This is a genomic window from Xanthomonas sp. BRIP62418, from assembly GCF_003993495.1.
In the GTDB taxonomy this organism is placed as follows: domain Bacteria; phylum Pseudomonadota; class Gammaproteobacteria; order Xanthomonadales; family Xanthomonadaceae; genus Xanthomonas; species Xanthomonas euroxanthea.
On sequence record NZ_QEZG01000019.1, the window covers coordinates 157,994 to 172,967 of the forward strand.

Genomic DNA, 14,974 nt, shown 5'->3' on the forward strand with positions numbered 1-14,974 from the left:
CGCAGCTAGGCGTTATACCTTGCCGCGACGGAACATCGAGATCACTGCCAGGATCAGGAACACCACGAACAGGATCCAGGCGATATTGGTCGCCGCACCGGCGATACCACTGAAGCCCAGCACGGCGGCGATGATGGCGATGACGAAAAAGATGATGGCGTAATGCAGCATGGCAAGGATTCCAGAAGTTGTCGTGCCGAATCGGCGCAGACGTATCCTGAACGCCTGACGGTCTTTATCGAGTGATGGCGATGTCGTTGGAAGATGAGGATCGCAGCCGTTGCAGTCCTTCCTCGATGCTGACCTGCGGAACATAGCCGAAATCACGGCGTGCCGGTTCCATGCTGTACCAGTGCGGCGTACACAGCTGTTCCACCAGAAAACGCGTCAACGGCACTTCGCCAGGCAGACGCAACAGTGGCCACATGGTCTCGCAGATTGCACCGATTCTGTACGCGGTCTTGAACGACAGCGAACGCGTCACTGCCGGTGCATCCACCGCGGCCAGCAGGCGATTGAGCAACTCGCGCATCGGCAAGGGCTCGCCGTTGGAGATGAAGTACGCCTTGCCCGCACACGCGGCACCGGGAGCGAGATGCGCGAACGCATCGAAATGCGCCTGCGCGGCATTGTCGATGTAGGTGCTGTCCACCAGGTTGCTGCCGTCGCCGACCATGCGCAGGCGGCCGGCACGCGCACGCGCGGCCAGGCGCGGCAACAGATGATTGTCGCCCGGCCCCCAGATCAGGCGCGGACGCAAGGCCACCGTCGCCAGTTGCGCATCGTTGGCCGCCAGCACCGCGCGCTCGGCGATCGCCTTGGTTGCGGCATATGCCGCGCGCAGATCCTCGCCATACGGCACTTCGTCGGCGCCCAGGCCTTCCACCGGATTGGTGGCGCGATGGGTCACGCTCGGTGTGGAGGTATAGATCAGGCGCGGCACACCGTTGGCCCGACACGCGTCGAGCACGTTCTGCGTGCCCACCACATTGGCCTGGTGATAGCTGTCATAGCTGCCCCATGCACCGGCCTTGGCGGCGTTGTGGAAGACCGCATCGATGCCGGCGAAGGCATGCCGCACCGCCTGCGGGTCGGCCAGGTCGCCACGGATCTGGCCCACGCCCAGGGTCTGCAACACCGGGTAGTCGCCGCGCTGGAAACTCACCACCTCGTGGCCGCGCGCGCGCAGGCCGCGGCACAACGCCTGGCCAAGAAAGCCACCACCACCGGTCACCAGGATGCGCACGCATCACCTCCATCGCAAGGACGCACACGATAACGGGCGCGGCCGGAATTGGCGATGCGGCCAGCCGCCTGCGCGATGTGCATCGACAGCTCAGCCACGTTGCTGCGCCGCCCAGATCGCCAGCGTTTCGCGGCCAATCTTGGCATTGTGGCGGATGTCCACCGGAAACCCGGAATGGCGCAGGAAACGCGTGATGCCTGCGGTGTGCGGATGCGCCGCGCCCAGCGCGCGCAAGGCGGTTTCCACTTGCGCAAACGCCGATGCCGCAACGCCTGGCTGTAGTTCCACGCACAGCACCGGCTGCTGCTGTCCGGGCGCGCCGACACCGACCAGGGCAGTGCGCCGCACCTGCGGGTGCACGTTGAAGACCGGTTCCACCTGCTCGGTGTAGAGCGGGCCGGTGGCGGTTTCCACGCGGTGGGTCTTGCGCCCGCAGAACCACAAGCGTCCTTCGACATCGAAATACCCCACATCGCCCATGCGATGCACGATGCGTTCGCTGCCATCCGCGTTGCGCTCGCGGATCTTGGCAATCCGCGTGGCCGCGTCGCGGTTGAAGTAGGTGTCGGTGGTGGTGGGACCGGCGACGGTGATCTCGCCGACCTCGCCCACCGCCAGCACGCGCGCGCCGCTCCATTCGGGAATGGCTGCATCGTCGATGGCGATGATGCGTACCTCGTTGGGCGCGACGACCTGGCCGACACAGGTACCGGCGCCGGCCTCGGTGGCCGCGCGGGTGGCATCCAGCGTGCGCCCTTCGATCGCCGCCACCGGCAGGCATTCGGTGGCGCCATATGGCGTCCAGAATTGCGCATCTGCCGGCAACAGCGTGCGGATCTTGGCCACCACATCCGGCGGCACCGGCGCACCGGCCGAGGTGGCCAGGCGCACGTTGGGAAGCGGCTGCCCATAATCGGCCAGCACGCGCATCAACGCCGGCGAGCCGAACAACTGCGTCACGCCGAAGCGGTCGATCGCATCGTGCAATTTGCGCGGATCGGCGGTGGCCGGGCGGGTCGGATCCATGTCCGGAATCACCGAGGTCAGCCCCAGTGCCGGATCGAACAACGCAAATGGCGGGAACGTCGGCAGATCCACGCCGCCGGGCTGCATGCCGAAGGCATTGCGCAGCAACTCGATCTGGCCGACGAAATGCCGGTGTCGGTACACCACGCCCTTGGGCACGCCGGTCGAGCCGCTGGTGAACAGGATGGCGGCCACATCGTCCGGCCCGGTATTGGCCAGCTGACTGCCGGCGCCGGCGCCATCGCGCTCCACGCGCGCCAATGTCACCCCGCCCCAGCCGTAACGGCCGCCGACGCTGACGATCTGCTTTGCAGAACGCGCCCAACGCAACAGGCGACGCGCCAGCTGCGCAAGCGGAATGCCGATAAAGGCCTGCGGCTGCGCTTCGTCCAGGCATTGCTTGAGCGCGCGCTTGTCGATGCCCGGATCCACCAGCACCGGCACCGCGCCGGCCTTGAACAAGGCAAACATCAGCAGGAAGAATTCCGGCGACGGCCGCACCATCACCACCGCGCGCGCACCGCGTGCGATGCCGTGCAGCGCCAGCCCGGCGGCGATCGCATCGCTGCGCGCATCCAGCTCGGCATAGCTCAAGGTCACATCGTAGGCGGCAAACCCATTGGCGCCGCGGCGGCCCGGGCAACGGATGGCGATCTGGTCGGGGCGCTCGCGCGCGAGCTCCGGCAGGGTGGCGGCGATATTGCAAAGAATGGTCATTGCCGCATTATCACCCATCCGCCGACGGTACCGGCCGCTTGCATCCTGCGCAACGTCGCAGATGCACGCGACGCTCGGCGACGGCACAACGATGGTTTTCCCTGCAAGGCAACCAGGCCTTGGCAGCGCAAGTGAGCAGTAATCACTGCCACCTCCGCGCCTGCGTCTTTTATTTTCAGGCGCATTGCAACGTGGTCGAGTGCCTGCGAAAAGCGCGCGTCAGCGATTCCCCCGGTCGCTGGTGATCGTTCTACACGCGATCACTCTGGCGATGCCGACGCGGCAGGCGGTCGTCAGCACCCGATAGGCAACCTGCTCGCCCCCAGCGCGCACCGCTCCTCCGGCGCGCACGCGCATGAATCACTAACCTGCCGCCGCGATGCGCCACTTGTATCGCGCCGTGGTTCGGTCAGAATGCCGCGCTCTCCACGTTGTTTTGCCGCGCAAGGCCCGGCATTCCATGGCACATCCCTGCCTTACCTGCGGCGCCTGCTGCGCCTACTTCCGCGTCAGTTTCCACTGGAGCGAAGCCGACCCCGCATTGGGCGGCAGGGTGCCGATCGAGCTGACCGATGCGCTGCGCACGCACGAGCGGGTCATGCGCGGCACGTCGCAATCGCAGCCGCGCTGCATCGCGCTGGACGCAGACATCGGCCGCTACAGCCGCTGCAGCATCCATGATCGCCGGCCCTCCTCCTGCGCCGCCGTACCGGCCTCGCTGGAGTTCGGCCAGCGCAGCGCGCAATGCGACAAATCCCGGTTGGCGCACGGCCTGCATGCACTGACCGAAGCCGACTGGCTGGGCGTGGACGATGCCCAGCGCAATCCGCTGCCGCCGCTGTAGCGACTATCGCTGCGGGTGCATGCACGTCTGTTTACGGCGCGCGGCACCGCACGCGACGCGGCCGATGCCCGGCATCGGCCTGGCCACTGACCTACTCCAGCCCCGGCGCGTGCCCGCACCTACCTGCCGGGCGCCCGCGGCATCCTGGTGACCGGGTCAGAGCGGATTGCGCTCCAGGAACGCACGGATCGCCGGCACCAGCACTTCGTGCTTGTCTTCCAGCACGTAGTGATTGGCATCGTCGAACGCGGTGACTTCGGCGTTCGGCAATGCCTTGCGAAAGCCGGCCAGGAAGTGCTTGTCGAAGCAGATGTCGCGCAATCCCCAGGCGATAAACGCCGGCCGGTCGGCGAACGCGGGCAATGCCTGCGCCGAGCGCTCCAGCAGCGACCAGGCCTGGTCGGCCGGCGACAGCGGAATATCCTGCATGAAGCGAATGGTGGAGATGCGGTTGCGCCAATTGTTGTACGGCGCCACATACGCACGGCGCACCTCGGCCGGCATCCGCCGCGACACGCCGAACCAGGACGCACCGGAGGAAAACGCATTGAACGTGCGGATGAACCACTCGCCCGGGCCCCAATGCCGGCCCATCGCGATCTGCCACGGCATCGGCTTTTCCGGCGGCAACGGGAACGCAGCGGTATTGGTGATCACCAGCCGCTTGACCTGCGCATGATGCGACAACGCCCAGCCGAACCCGATCATGCCGCCCCAGTCGTGTACCGCCAGCGTGACCGGGCCGGTGATGCCCAGATGCCGCAACAGCGTGTCCAGGTCGTCCACGCGCGACTGCAGCGTGTAGTCGTAACGTGGCTGCGCGTCGGGCGCATCGTCCGGCTTGTCGGACAGCCCCATGCCGATATGGTCCGGCACGATGCAGCGGTAACGGTTCGACAGGCCGCTCACCAGATTCCGCCACAGGTAGCTCCACGACGGATTGCCGTGCAGCATCACGACCACCTCGCCATCGCGCGGACCTTCGTCCAGATACGACATCGCAATACCGGGACGCACCTCAAGGCGCTGGGGAGTGAAGGGATAGCCGGGGTAGGTCATGGATCTCTCTATTTGCTAAAGCTTGGACTGGGTGCGTCTGGCACGTCGCCAGCTACATCGCCACGACAGTATCGAACATACGCCAGGTGTCTCTGCATCGTCGGGAACGGCCGTGCGCAAACGAATCGCTCACAGCGGCTGCGCTCCTTCGCTGAGGATGTCGAGATAGGCGTGATAGGCAAAAATACGATGCCGCTGCTGGCCGGTGAGTTCGTTGACGATTTCCAGCTCCTGCAGGGTGCGTACTGCGGCACGGATGGTGGGCGCACTCAACGACAGGGCGGGCGCCACTTGCGGCACCGCCAACACCACGCGCCGCGCGAACTGCTCAAACAACAGGCCGACGTTACCTGCTCGCTGGCCCAAAGCGGCAATGCGGGCCCGATCACGTGCCAACAGTGCCAGCAGGCGCTGCGCGGTGTCGACGGCTTGTTGCGCGGTCTCTGCCACACCATCCAGAAAGAAACTCAGCCATCCTTCCCAGTCACCGTTGAGTCGCACCGCATTGAGGCGGTCGTAGTAATCGGCGCGACGGCGCTTGAAATACAGGCTCAGATTCGACATCGTCGACAGGCACGCCCGCTGCCGCATCCATCTCGAACAGCAACAGGTCCGAGAGCGATGACTGGGTCCCTTCGATCTGGGACGACAGCAAGGCTTCCTTGCGGATGTACTGATAAAGAAACAGTTCCGGGTCCGGCAGCATCAGCGTGATGCCGTCCAGTCGCCCTAATGCCTGGTCGGCGCGCTCCTTGCGGGCCACCAGTTCGGCCTGTGCGAAATGCAGTGCCGGCACTGGCGGCAACGGATCAGGAACGAACGCCTGGTAACGGCTCCCTGCGAGAGCGCCAGCCACGTCGTGTCCGGTGATGCGCTGAGCCATCGTCTTACAGACCGCATGCATTCCTGCAAGGAAACTTAGATACCACTTCTACCTAAGCAGTAATATTGCCCGGCGTACAAGAGCAGCGACCGGGCACTATCACACGCATCACCAGACCACTTCGGCCATCGAGCAGTTCAGCCCCGAGCCGATCCCCATCAACGCGATGCGGTCGCCCTTCTTCAGGCGGCCGAGTTCCTTGAGCTTGCTCAGCACGATCGGTACCGAAGCCGGGCCGATGTTGCCGTGTTCGCCGAAGATGGTCATGACCTTGGCCGGATCGATACCGAACGACTTCACGAATGAAGCGGTATGCGGGCGGCTGACCTGGTGGATGACGAACTGGTCCAGTTCGTCCACCGCCCAGCCCATCGCCTGCTTGGCGGCCAGGAAGGTCTTCTGTGCCAGCTTGATGCCTTCGATCAGCAACAGGCGGGTGTCGGTGACCATGCGGTCCAGGTTGCCGCGACACAGCTTGTTCCACTCGGTGGCCGACCGGGTCACGCCACCCTTGTAGCGCGGCGCGTCGGGCACCAGCTCGGTGCGCGCCATCACCATGGCCGCGGCACCGCAACCCAGGGTCAACGCAGCGAGTTCATTGCGGAACTCTTCTTCGGTGACGTCGGGCGAGGTCATGCGCTCGAGGGTCTTCTCGTACACCAGGTTGGCGGTTTCACCGTCGACGACCAGCGCGTAGTCGATCTCGCCGCGCTCGAGCATGCGGGCGGCGATGTCCATGCCGTTGATGAAGGCGAGGCAGGCGTTGGCCACGTCGAAGGTGACGCAGTGATCGCCGACCCCGAGGTTGCCGGACACGATGGAGGCCGTGGACGGCTCCAGGTAGTCGCGGCTCACCGAGGTGTTGACCAGCAGGCCGATCTTCTCGATGCCGATGCCGGCGTCGAGCAGTGCCTTGCGTGCAGCCTGGGTGGCGGCGTCCGAGGCCTGGACATCCTGGTCCCACAAGCGCCGTGCATGGATACCCGCAACGTCGCCCAACACGTCGGTCCGAATCCCGAGGCGGTCGTAGGTCGGTTGCAGGCGCTCGTTGATTTCCTTGGAAGTCAGCGTGTGCGGCGCATCAATATGCGCCAGTCCCGCGATGGAGACATTCTGGAAGAGCATCGAAGTAGCGCCATGGCGTCAGGCGAGGGGGCGCTAGTCTAGCCGCTGGCTCGTTTTACCGCATCTTTACAATTGCAGCAGCCGCGCCCCAGCCCAACGGTTCAGCGCGGCGGGCAGCGGAAGGCATTGAAACGCTGGCTGCCATCGGCCGGCTGACCCTGCGCCTGGACCGTGTTGGCATTGGCGCCCGGCGCCTCGTTGCGTGCCAGCGTTTCCAGCTCTTCCTGCACCCGCAACGGGTTGCGGTTGTAGAAGCCGACCTTGCTCTTGACCGACACCACCACCTCGCCCTGCTGCTGACAGCCAGCTGGCACAGGGCCTGCGGGCAGCACCTGCACGTTTTTGCCGCTTTGTTCGATGGGCACCCAGGTGCAGGCCGCGGTGGTGGCGGCAACCAGAACAGACAGCATCAGCACGCGCATAAGTCGTAGACCCCTGAGGAGGAAGCCGGATTGTGCCGCAGTTGCCGGCCGGCGATCGGATTGCTCGCACGGCCGCACGCCGCTCGTTCAGCGCACTGAACATCGCCCCGATCGTCGTGTTTTCTCGATCCCAGCGGTGTCCGGCGCCCGTACACACGTCCGGGTGTCCGGACGCGGACACCGCCTCCTCGCATAAATCCCTTGCAAAACAATGATCTGCCACTGGCACGTTGCTTGCTCCATGTCATGGGCAGGCAACGAACCCGGTTGTCTCGACGACTGAAAATGACTGCAAGCTGAATAAATAAAATCGTGTCGCGAAAGTCGTTGCGCTTACCGAAACGGTGTACTACCTTACTACCACACCACTGATCACCCACACCAAGAGACCTCGCCATGAAGACCCAGACCCTGCGCATCGCCCTCTCCGCCGCCCTGCTTGCCGGCACCACCCTGGCCGGTTTCGCCCAGGCCGGCAGCCTGACCACGCTGGACACCGTGCAGGTGCGCCCATCGGCCGACCAGCTTGCCCAGCAGACGCTGGAACGCACCAGCGCCATCCGCACCCTGGCCGCCGTGCAGGTGCGTCCGTCCGCCGATCAGCTGGCCGCCTTGGCCGCCGAACAGGCCGGCCCGCGCGTCGTCACCCTCGCTGCGGTGCAAGTGCGTCCGTCGGCCGACCAGCGCGCCGAACTGGTGACCCGCAGCACCGCTGCCACCGCGCAGAGCACCTCCGGCCAGGCTGCCGCTGCCATCGGCGCGCTGATGGGCCAGGTCATCGTCAACCTGCCGGTGCCGCAGCTGCAGCCGGCGCCGGTCGAACTGGAAGCGCTGGTCAACGCCGCCATCAGCCTTTGAGCATGCGCGCAGCTACACTGCGCGCATGTCAGCCCCCGTCCTCGATGTCATCCTGTTCCAACCGGAAATTCCGCCCAATACGGGCAACGTGATTCGCCTGTGCGCCAACACCGGCGCGCGCCTGCACCTGATCGAGCCGCTCGGCTTCGACCTCAGCGACAAGCAGCTCAAACGCGCCGGCCTGGACTATCACGAATACGCCACCCTGCAGGTGCATGCCGACCTGCCCACCGCCCTGGCAGCGATCGCGCCCAAGCGCGTGTTTGCACTGAGTACGCGCAGCACCGTGCGTTACGACGCACCGCAGTTTGCCGATGGGGATGCCTTCCTGTTCGGCCCGGAAACCCGCGGCCTGCCCGCCGACGTACTGGAGTCGATCCCGCCGCAGCACCGGCTGCGCCTGCCGATGCGCCCGGACAACCGCAGCCTCAATCTGTCCAACACCGTTGCGGTGATGGTGTTCGAAGCCTGGCGCCAGTGGGACTTCAGCGGCGGCAGATAGCCGCGGCGATGCGGACGGCTGCCTGGCGGGGAATCCGTCCGCCCGCTGCCGACGCGCTGCATGCCGCACACGGCGGTCCAGCGTCCGGCGCATGCTCCACGCGCATGACCGCCCCGGGCGTTGCGGTTTGCTTGCCGCGCGGTGCCCGTGCCAACGCCTCACTGCATCACCCGGCATCGGTTGCTGCCTGCAGCATGCCACGGCAGCCTGCCCACAACGCCACCGCCAGCACGGCGATGCCGCCCAGCGCCAGAAACGCGATGCGATAGCCGAAGGCATGCGCCAGCCAGCCACCCAGGGCCGGGCTCAGCGCCGCGCCCACGCACTGCACCGTCATCACCGCGCCCTGGCCGACATTGACGCGCCCGGTGCCCTGCAGCAATCGCGCCACCAGCGCAGGCACCACCACGGCCTGCAGGCCGGCGCCGAGTCCGTCGAGGATCTGCACCGGAAACACGCCCCAGCCCTGGATCAGCGACGCCGCCACCAGCGCACGCAGTGGCAAGGCCATGAAGGCCGCCAGCAGCACCCACCAATGCCCGTGCACGCGGATCCAGCGCATCGCCAACAATGCCACCACCACCATCGTGGCCTGCGCGACCACGATGGTGGTGGCCGTCAGCGCGTTCGCATCGCCTGCATGCGCAGCCACGATGGCCATGCCGTAGAGCGGCAACATCGCCGCATTGCCCAGGTGGAACAACCCCAGGGTGATGGCCAGCAAGGCCAGCGGTCGGCAGGTCAACAACACCCGCCAGCCGCTGAGGCTGTCCGCGCCATCGGCCTGGCCCAGGCCGCGCGCGGCGCGGTGGTCGATGGCCGCAGACGGAATCAGCAGCACCGCCGCGATCGCCAGCACGCCGAAGGCGGCAGTGAGCACGAACACCGCCGCAAACCCGAAACGCCACCCCAGCCAGCCGGCCAGCACTGCGGCCAGCATGTTGCCGGCGTGGTTGGCAACCTGATTGCGCGCCAGTTGATGATCGAACCCGCGCGCGTGCACCAGGCCCAGGGTGATGCCGGTGAGCGCAGGGCCAATACCGGCTGCCGCCAATGCCGAAACGATCTGCGCGGTGACCACGCCGGAGGACGTCGGGTGCAGCCAGATCAGCGCCGTGGCCAGCAGGATCGCCAGGCAGCCAACCACCACCACGGCGCGCTTGCGCCGGGTGGTGTCGACCAGTGCGCCGGCCGGGGTGGTGGCAAGCATGCCGGCGATGCCGCCCACACTCATCACCGTGCCGATCGCTGCCACCGACCAGCCCCTGGATTGCAGGAACACGCTCAGAAACGGCCCCAGCCCGTCCTGCACGTCGGCCACGCTGAAATGCAGCGCCTCCAGTGCGCGGCTGCCACGGGGACGCGGTGTGCTCATGCGCATCGGCGCTCTCCACGAAACGATGAACGGCGACTGCGCGCGCTGGGCTGCATGGGCAACCCGATGCCGATCGCATCGCGCCAACGCGGCAGTCGCATTGCGTGCTGCTAGTGTTTCGGCTTCGGCTTATGCGCACCCGGGCCATGCGGATGCTCGATCTGCTTCAGCGACGCGGCCTTGGTGCCCAGCGCATGCGCGTGGATCAGCACGCCGTGCGGGGTTGTCCTGGTATCGCCTTCGGCCACCAGCGTCTTGCCGACCACCAGTTGTTTGGCGAAGTCCGCACCGGCGTGCGGCGGAAACCGCACCGTGACCTCGTCGTCCAGCAACACGCCATGCACCTGCCCATGCGGGCCATGCAGCAAGCGAGCGATGGTGCCGCTGTGCTGGCTGAGCTGCGGCTTGGGCGGCTTGCCGGCGGGCGGTTTGGGCTTGGGCTTGGCGTGCGGCCCGTGCGGGCCGTCATCGACGATGCGTTTGCCGCCTTCCGGATCGATCGCCAGGGCCACCAGCATGTCCACATAACGCGGCTTGAGGCCACGCACGCTCAAGGTGCTGCCGGGCTTGAGCGCCTTGAGCAAGGCGGCGGACAGATGCGGCGGCGTGTGCACTTCGGTGCCGTCGGTCAGCAGCAGGCCGTCGATATCGGCCTTGGGGTTGAGCAGAAAGCGCGCCAGCGTGCCGCGGGTTTCGGGGAGGAAATCAGGATCGACCCAATGCATGAAAAAACTCCAGAGAAAGGAAGGACCGGCCACTGCCGGCAAGCCGCGCCCGCCGCCACGCATGACACGTGGCGGAAGGCGCATAAAGGAAAGCGCAACGGAGGTACGCGCCACCGCGTGGACGGCGACGCCGTGAATCAACGCGGCGCCGGAGCTGGCGCTGGCGGTGCGGCCGGCGGGACAGGCGGCGCCGGTGGTGCGGGCGGCACCGGGCCGTCCGGGCGCGGCGGGCTGAACAACGCGCGCTGCGAGGCGCGATCGCGGCCCAGTTGCGTGGCTTCGATGGCGCGGCCGTTGGCGGTGGCCACCCCGAACCCGCTCACGCTCAACGGCGCGCCGGCCCGCAGCAGATCGCCGAACTGCAGCGCCAGGTGCGGCGGCATCCGCACCAGCGTGCCATCGCTGAGCAATGCACCATTGGTCTCGCCACCCGGGCCGTAGACCAGCCGCTCGATGCGGCCTTCCGCCTGCAACGGCGTCAAGGCCGCAGGTGCCGGGGGCGCTGGCGGCATGGCGGCGGTTGGCGGGCGATCGACCACCTCACGCCCTCCACGATTGGAACGGATGCTGCTGGCGCGCAGCACCGGCAGGCTGCCCAGGCGATAGCCCTGCACGCTCACCGTATCGCCACGGCGCACCGCTTCCTGCAATTGCCCGGACAGATGCGGCGCAAACGCCACCTGGGTGCCATCGCGCAACCACAGGCCATCGACCTCGCCGTTGGGATTGAGCATGAAACGCTCGACCGTGCCGGTGATGCGCACTGGCGTGGCGGCCAGCGGGGCAGGCGGTGCGGGCGGCAGCGGTGGTGCCGGCGGTGGCGTGCCGACCGGCGCACGCGGTGCCACCGGTGCCGCAGGCGGTGTGGGAGCCTGCGCGGCAGCGGTCGCCACGCTGCAGGCCAGCGCGAAAGCAAGTGCGGTCTGACGAATCATGCGATATCTCCAACGCGGCAGGGATGCCGCTCGCCCGGGATATAAAGCAGCAATCGTGCCAACGTCGAGCCCGTTGTTTTACAAGGGGTTTGCAGGTGCACGCTTACGGACAGGCGTCTGCGTTTCATACACCGCTGTCCGCTTTGCAGACACTTTGTAGCCTGGGGTGTGCGTCGACTCTGCAGGGCAAGAACGTATTGGACACGGTCAACGGCGGCGCGCGCGTGCGGATGTCAGGGCTGGATTCAAACGTGTGGTGCTGCACTTTCGGCTGCACCGTTTGACTGTTTGCTGGTGGAATGCCCTTGGCCAATGCTGCGAGTGGCAGCGGCGGCAAGCAACCAGCAGCAGTGCGCGCGACAACAAGTGCGCGTGCTGCTGTGCGCTTCCTGCTTGGTGACCAACGCGTCATCCTGCACACATGGCGTTGGGCCTGATCGCTGCGACTACTGCAAGCCGTACTCATCGAGCTTGCGGTACAGCAGCTGGCGATGGATGCCGAGCCGGCGCGCGGCTTCGGCGCGGTTTCCGCTGCTGTGCGCCAGTGCGTCCTGGATCATCTGCTTCTCCAGCCGCGCCACTGCCTCGGGCAGGGTGCCTTGCAGCGGCGCGGCCGTCATGGGTTGCTCGGCACTGTGATCGAGCGCGTCGTCCAGATCCGCGGCAACGATACTGTGGCCGCGCACCAGCAGCTGGCTGCGTTGCATGACATTGCGCAGCTCGCGCACGTTGCCGGGCCACGGGTAGGCCAGCAGCCGCGCTTGCGCATCCGCCGACAATGCACGCGCCGCACCGTCGCCGGTACGCAGGAAGTACTGCGCGAGCAGCACGATGTCCTGCCCACGCTCGCGCAGCGGCGGCAGTTCGATCGGCACCACATTCAGGCGATAACGCAGATCGCTGCGGAACTGCCCTGCGGCCACCCACGCGGCCAGATCGCGGTGCGTGGCCGCCAGCACGCGCACATCCACCTTCTGCGCGCCGCGCCCGCCCAGCGGCGTCACCTCGTCTTCCTGCAGGAAGCGCAACAACTTGGCCTGCATCGGCAGCGGCATGTCGCCGATCTCGTCCAGAAACAAGGTGCCTCCATCGGCTTCGCGAATCAGGCCGATGCGGTCGCTGGTCGCCCCGGAAAAGGCGCCCTTGCGATGGCCGAACAATTCGCTTTCCATCAACTCCAACGGAATCGCCGCGCAATTGACCGCAACGAATGCCGCCGCCGCGCGCGCACTGGCGCGATGCAGGGCGCGCGCGACCAGTTCCTTGCCGGTGCCGGTTTCGCCGGTGATCAACACCGGCAGATCGGAAGCCGCCGCCAGCCCGATGCGTTTATGCACGTTGCGCATGGCCGGGCTGTGGCCGACCAGGCCATCGTCATCGGGTGGTTCGCTGGCTCCGGCATCGGTGTGTCCATCGGCGCGACTTGCCAATGCACGCTCCACCACCTCGACGATATCGGCACGCCCCACCGGCTTGACCAGATGATCGAATGCACCCAGCGTCATCGCCTCGATGGTGTTGCCGCTGGACGCGTACGCGGTGAGCATCACCAGCGGCACCTGGCGCGCGCGCGGATCGTCCGCACGCGCACGTAGCACCTGGATCCCGTCCATCCCGGGCATGCGGAAGTCCACGAACGCCAGCGCGATGCCGCCCTCGCTCAGGCGCATCAATCCATCGGCGCCGTTATCGACCGCGATCACCGTATGGCCGAGCGAGCGCAGCGTTGCCTGCAAGGTGGCCAGAAACGCCGCGTCGTCGTCGATGATCAGGATGCGCGCCATGGCAGCTCCAGGATGAAATGGGTCATGCCGTCGGCGTGTGCGTAACGCACCTGCCCGCCATGTGCGCGGGCGATCTCACGCACCAGCGCAAGCCCCAGGCCATTGCCGTCGCTGCGGCCGCTGACGAACGGCTCGAACAGCTGCGCCGCGATGGTCTCGGCGATGGCCGCGCCACGATTGCTCACCTGTAGCTGCAGCAACCCATCGCTGGCGCTGGCCTCCAGTGTCACCGTGCTGCCGGCATCGGCGTGCTGCAGCGCGTTGCGCAGCAGATTGTGCACGGCGCGCCCGAGCTGCTGTGGGTCGAACGTCCAATGCAGCGGCGTGTCCGGGGCACGCAACCGGGGCGCAGGCGCGCCTGGTGGGCGCAAGGCCGGATCGAGCAAGGTCGCCAGCCAATCCTGCACCACCACCGTTTCCAGCTGCAGGCGGATCGGCTGCACCATGCCGAGCAGGCTTTCGACCACCCCGTCCAGGCGACGGATCTGCCCCAGCATCAGCTCGCCGTGTGCGGCATCGTCCGGCGTGCCCTGGCGCATGGCGATGTCGTTCTCCACCGCCAGGCGCATCGTGGCGATGGGGTTGCGAATCTCGTGTGCCACCGTGGCCGTCAGGCGCCCGAGCGCGGCCAGCCGCTCGTGCCGTGCCAGCTCTTCGGCCAGCCGCCGTGTCTGCGCCAGGGCCTGCGCATTGCGCTGTGCGTAATCGCTCACCGCAGCGCTCAGCCGGTCCAGTTCGGGGGCACCGGTGACCGGAATCTGCGGAAGTTCGGTATCGGCGGCCAGCGCCTGTTGGATGCGCTGCAGGCGCTGGCTCCAGCGCCGCACCACCACGCCCAGCGCGATCGCCGACACCGCCACCATGGCGAAGATCAGCAGCATGCCGATCACCAATGGCCGCCAGGCATCGGAGGTGCTCGCCGGCACCCGCGACATGGTCCATGCCGCAGTACCGGCGGCCAACGGGCAGGCGCTGATCAACACCACTTCACGGCTGCCGTCGCGACGAAACTCCACGGCCTTGTTGCCCACCGCACTCTGCCGTGCAGTGCTGACGATCGTGGTCCACTCGGCCGCCGGGATATCGGTCTTGTGATCGCTGCCGTCATAGGTGGGATAGGCGTAGGCAACGAATCCCTTGTCGAGATTCCACACCCCGCCCTCCACACCGGGCGCATCGGCCAGCACCAGTTGCACCACCACTGCAGCCAGCCCGGCGCCGTTGTCACCGCTGCGCGCCGCCTCGCTCGCGCCGGTGTAGCGCTGCACGATGCGCGTGCACTGCGCGGTCAACTGCTGGCGCGCCTCGTCCAGGCGCACGCCTTCGGTCTGTCGGTACAGGCCATACAGCATCGTGGCCACGCCCACACAGGCAGCCAGGATCACCACCCAGATCAGCAGCAACTGGCGCAACAACGAACGCGGCATGCGAGGGTCCGGTAAAGACGTGCAGTTTCAGAGCGCTGCCACTGTG

Annotated in this window: 14 protein-coding genes and 1 pseudogene; 3 read left to right on the top strand and 12 right to left on the bottom strand. The window is 66.8% G+C overall.

The window, feature by feature from the left end; all coding sequences use genetic code 11:
- Positions 1-12 precede the first annotated feature (12 nt).
- The 3 genes from EO174_RS00855 to oleC all read right to left on the bottom strand — a co-directional run bounded on the left by EO174_RS00855 (position 13) and on the right by oleC (position 2,989).
- A complete protein-coding gene (locus EO174_RS00855; RefSeq protein WP_003468167.1) occupies positions 13-171 on the bottom strand; it encodes a DUF1328 domain-containing protein in 159 nt (52 codons plus the stop codon).
- 64 nt (positions 172-235) lie between these two features.
- Positions 236-1,246 carry a 2-alkyl-3-oxoalkanoate reductase gene (gene oleD, locus EO174_RS00860; protein WP_104649615.1) on the bottom strand — a complete coding sequence of 337 codons (1,011 nt, stop codon included), beginning with the start codon at positions 1,244-1,246 and terminating at the stop codon, positions 236-238.
- Positions 1,247-1,336: 90 nt separating this feature from the next.
- Positions 1,337-2,989 carry an olefin beta-lactone synthetase gene (gene oleC / locus EO174_RS00865; protein ID WP_126941638.1) on the bottom strand — a complete coding sequence of 551 codons (1,653 nt, stop codon included), beginning with the start codon at positions 2,987-2,989 and terminating at the stop codon, positions 1,337-1,339.
- Positions 2,990-3,449: 460 nt separating this feature from the next.
- On the opposite strand from oleC, the gene EO174_RS00870 reads away from it, so the two are divergent.
- Positions 3,450-3,833, top strand: coding sequence for a YkgJ family cysteine cluster protein (locus EO174_RS00870; protein ID WP_104585398.1), 384 nt, complete (start codon positions 3,450-3,452; stop codon positions 3,831-3,833).
- 156 nt (positions 3,834-3,989) lie between these two features.
- Here EO174_RS00870 and EO174_RS00875 read toward each other — a convergent pair whose 3' ends face one another.
- From EO174_RS00875 to EO174_RS00890, 4 genes and pseudogenes are all read right to left on the bottom strand, one after another.
- Positions 3,990-4,892, bottom strand: coding sequence for an alpha/beta fold hydrolase (locus tag EO174_RS00875; protein ID WP_126941640.1), 903 nt, complete (start codon positions 4,890-4,892; stop codon positions 3,990-3,992).
- A 129-nt stretch (positions 4,893-5,021) separates the two neighbouring features.
- Positions 5,022-5,775: pseudogene (locus EO174_RS23395) on the bottom strand (Fic/DOC family N-terminal domain-containing protein).
- A 108-nt stretch (positions 5,776-5,883) separates the two neighbouring features.
- Positions 5,884-6,900, bottom strand: a complete 1,017-nt coding sequence (locus EO174_RS00885) for a 3-oxoacyl-ACP synthase III (RefSeq protein WP_016903994.1) — start codon at positions 6,898-6,900, stop codon at positions 5,884-5,886.
- A gap of 101 nt (positions 6,901-7,001) precedes the next feature.
- A complete protein-coding gene (locus EO174_RS00890) occupies positions 7,002-7,322 on the bottom strand; it encodes a DUF4156 domain-containing protein (RefSeq protein ID WP_104649618.1) in 321 nt (106 codons plus the stop codon).
- A 396-nt stretch (positions 7,323-7,718) separates the two neighbouring features.
- On the opposite strand from EO174_RS00890, the gene EO174_RS00895 reads away from it, so the two are divergent.
- Together EO174_RS00895 and EO174_RS00900 are read left to right on the top strand one after the other, a co-directional pair.
- Positions 7,719-8,180 (top strand): hypothetical protein, encoded by a 462-nt coding sequence (locus tag EO174_RS00895; protein ID WP_119129287.1) that lies wholly within the window; start codon positions 7,719-7,721, stop codon positions 8,178-8,180.
- A gap of 25 nt (positions 8,181-8,205) precedes the next feature.
- Positions 8,206-8,682, top strand: a complete 477-nt coding sequence (locus tag EO174_RS00900; protein WP_104585404.1) for a tRNA (cytidine(34)-2'-O)-methyltransferase — start codon at positions 8,206-8,208, stop codon at positions 8,680-8,682.
- A 166-nt stretch (positions 8,683-8,848) separates the two neighbouring features.
- Here the strand turns inward: EO174_RS00900 and EO174_RS00905 are convergent, their stop codons facing one another.
- The 5 genes from EO174_RS00905 to EO174_RS00925 all read right to left on the bottom strand — a co-directional run bounded on the left by EO174_RS00905 (position 8,849) and on the right by EO174_RS00925 (position 14,928).
- Positions 8,849-10,063 carry an MFS transporter gene (locus tag EO174_RS00905; protein WP_126941642.1) on the bottom strand — a complete coding sequence of 405 codons (1,215 nt, stop codon included), beginning with the start codon at positions 10,061-10,063 and terminating at the stop codon, positions 8,849-8,851.
- 104 nt (positions 10,064-10,167) lie between these two features.
- A complete protein-coding gene (locus tag EO174_RS00910; protein ID WP_126941644.1) occupies positions 10,168-10,782 on the bottom strand; it encodes a hypothetical protein in 615 nt (204 codons plus the stop codon).
- A gap of 137 nt (positions 10,783-10,919) precedes the next feature.
- A complete protein-coding gene (locus EO174_RS00915; RefSeq protein ID WP_104585410.1) occupies positions 10,920-11,717 on the bottom strand; it encodes a hypothetical protein in 798 nt (265 codons plus the stop codon).
- A gap of 446 nt (positions 11,718-12,163) precedes the next feature.
- Entirely contained in the window at positions 12,164-13,501 is a 1,338-nt protein-coding gene (locus EO174_RS00920) for a sigma-54 dependent transcriptional regulator (protein ID WP_126941646.1), read from the bottom strand.
- Positions 13,486-14,928, bottom strand: a complete 1,443-nt coding sequence (locus EO174_RS00925) for an ATP-binding protein (RefSeq protein WP_126941648.1) — start codon at positions 14,926-14,928, stop codon at positions 13,486-13,488. Before EO174_RS00925 ends, EO174_RS00920 begins: the two co-directional genes overlap by 16 nt.
- Between the last annotated feature and the right edge of the window lie 46 nt (positions 14,929-14,974).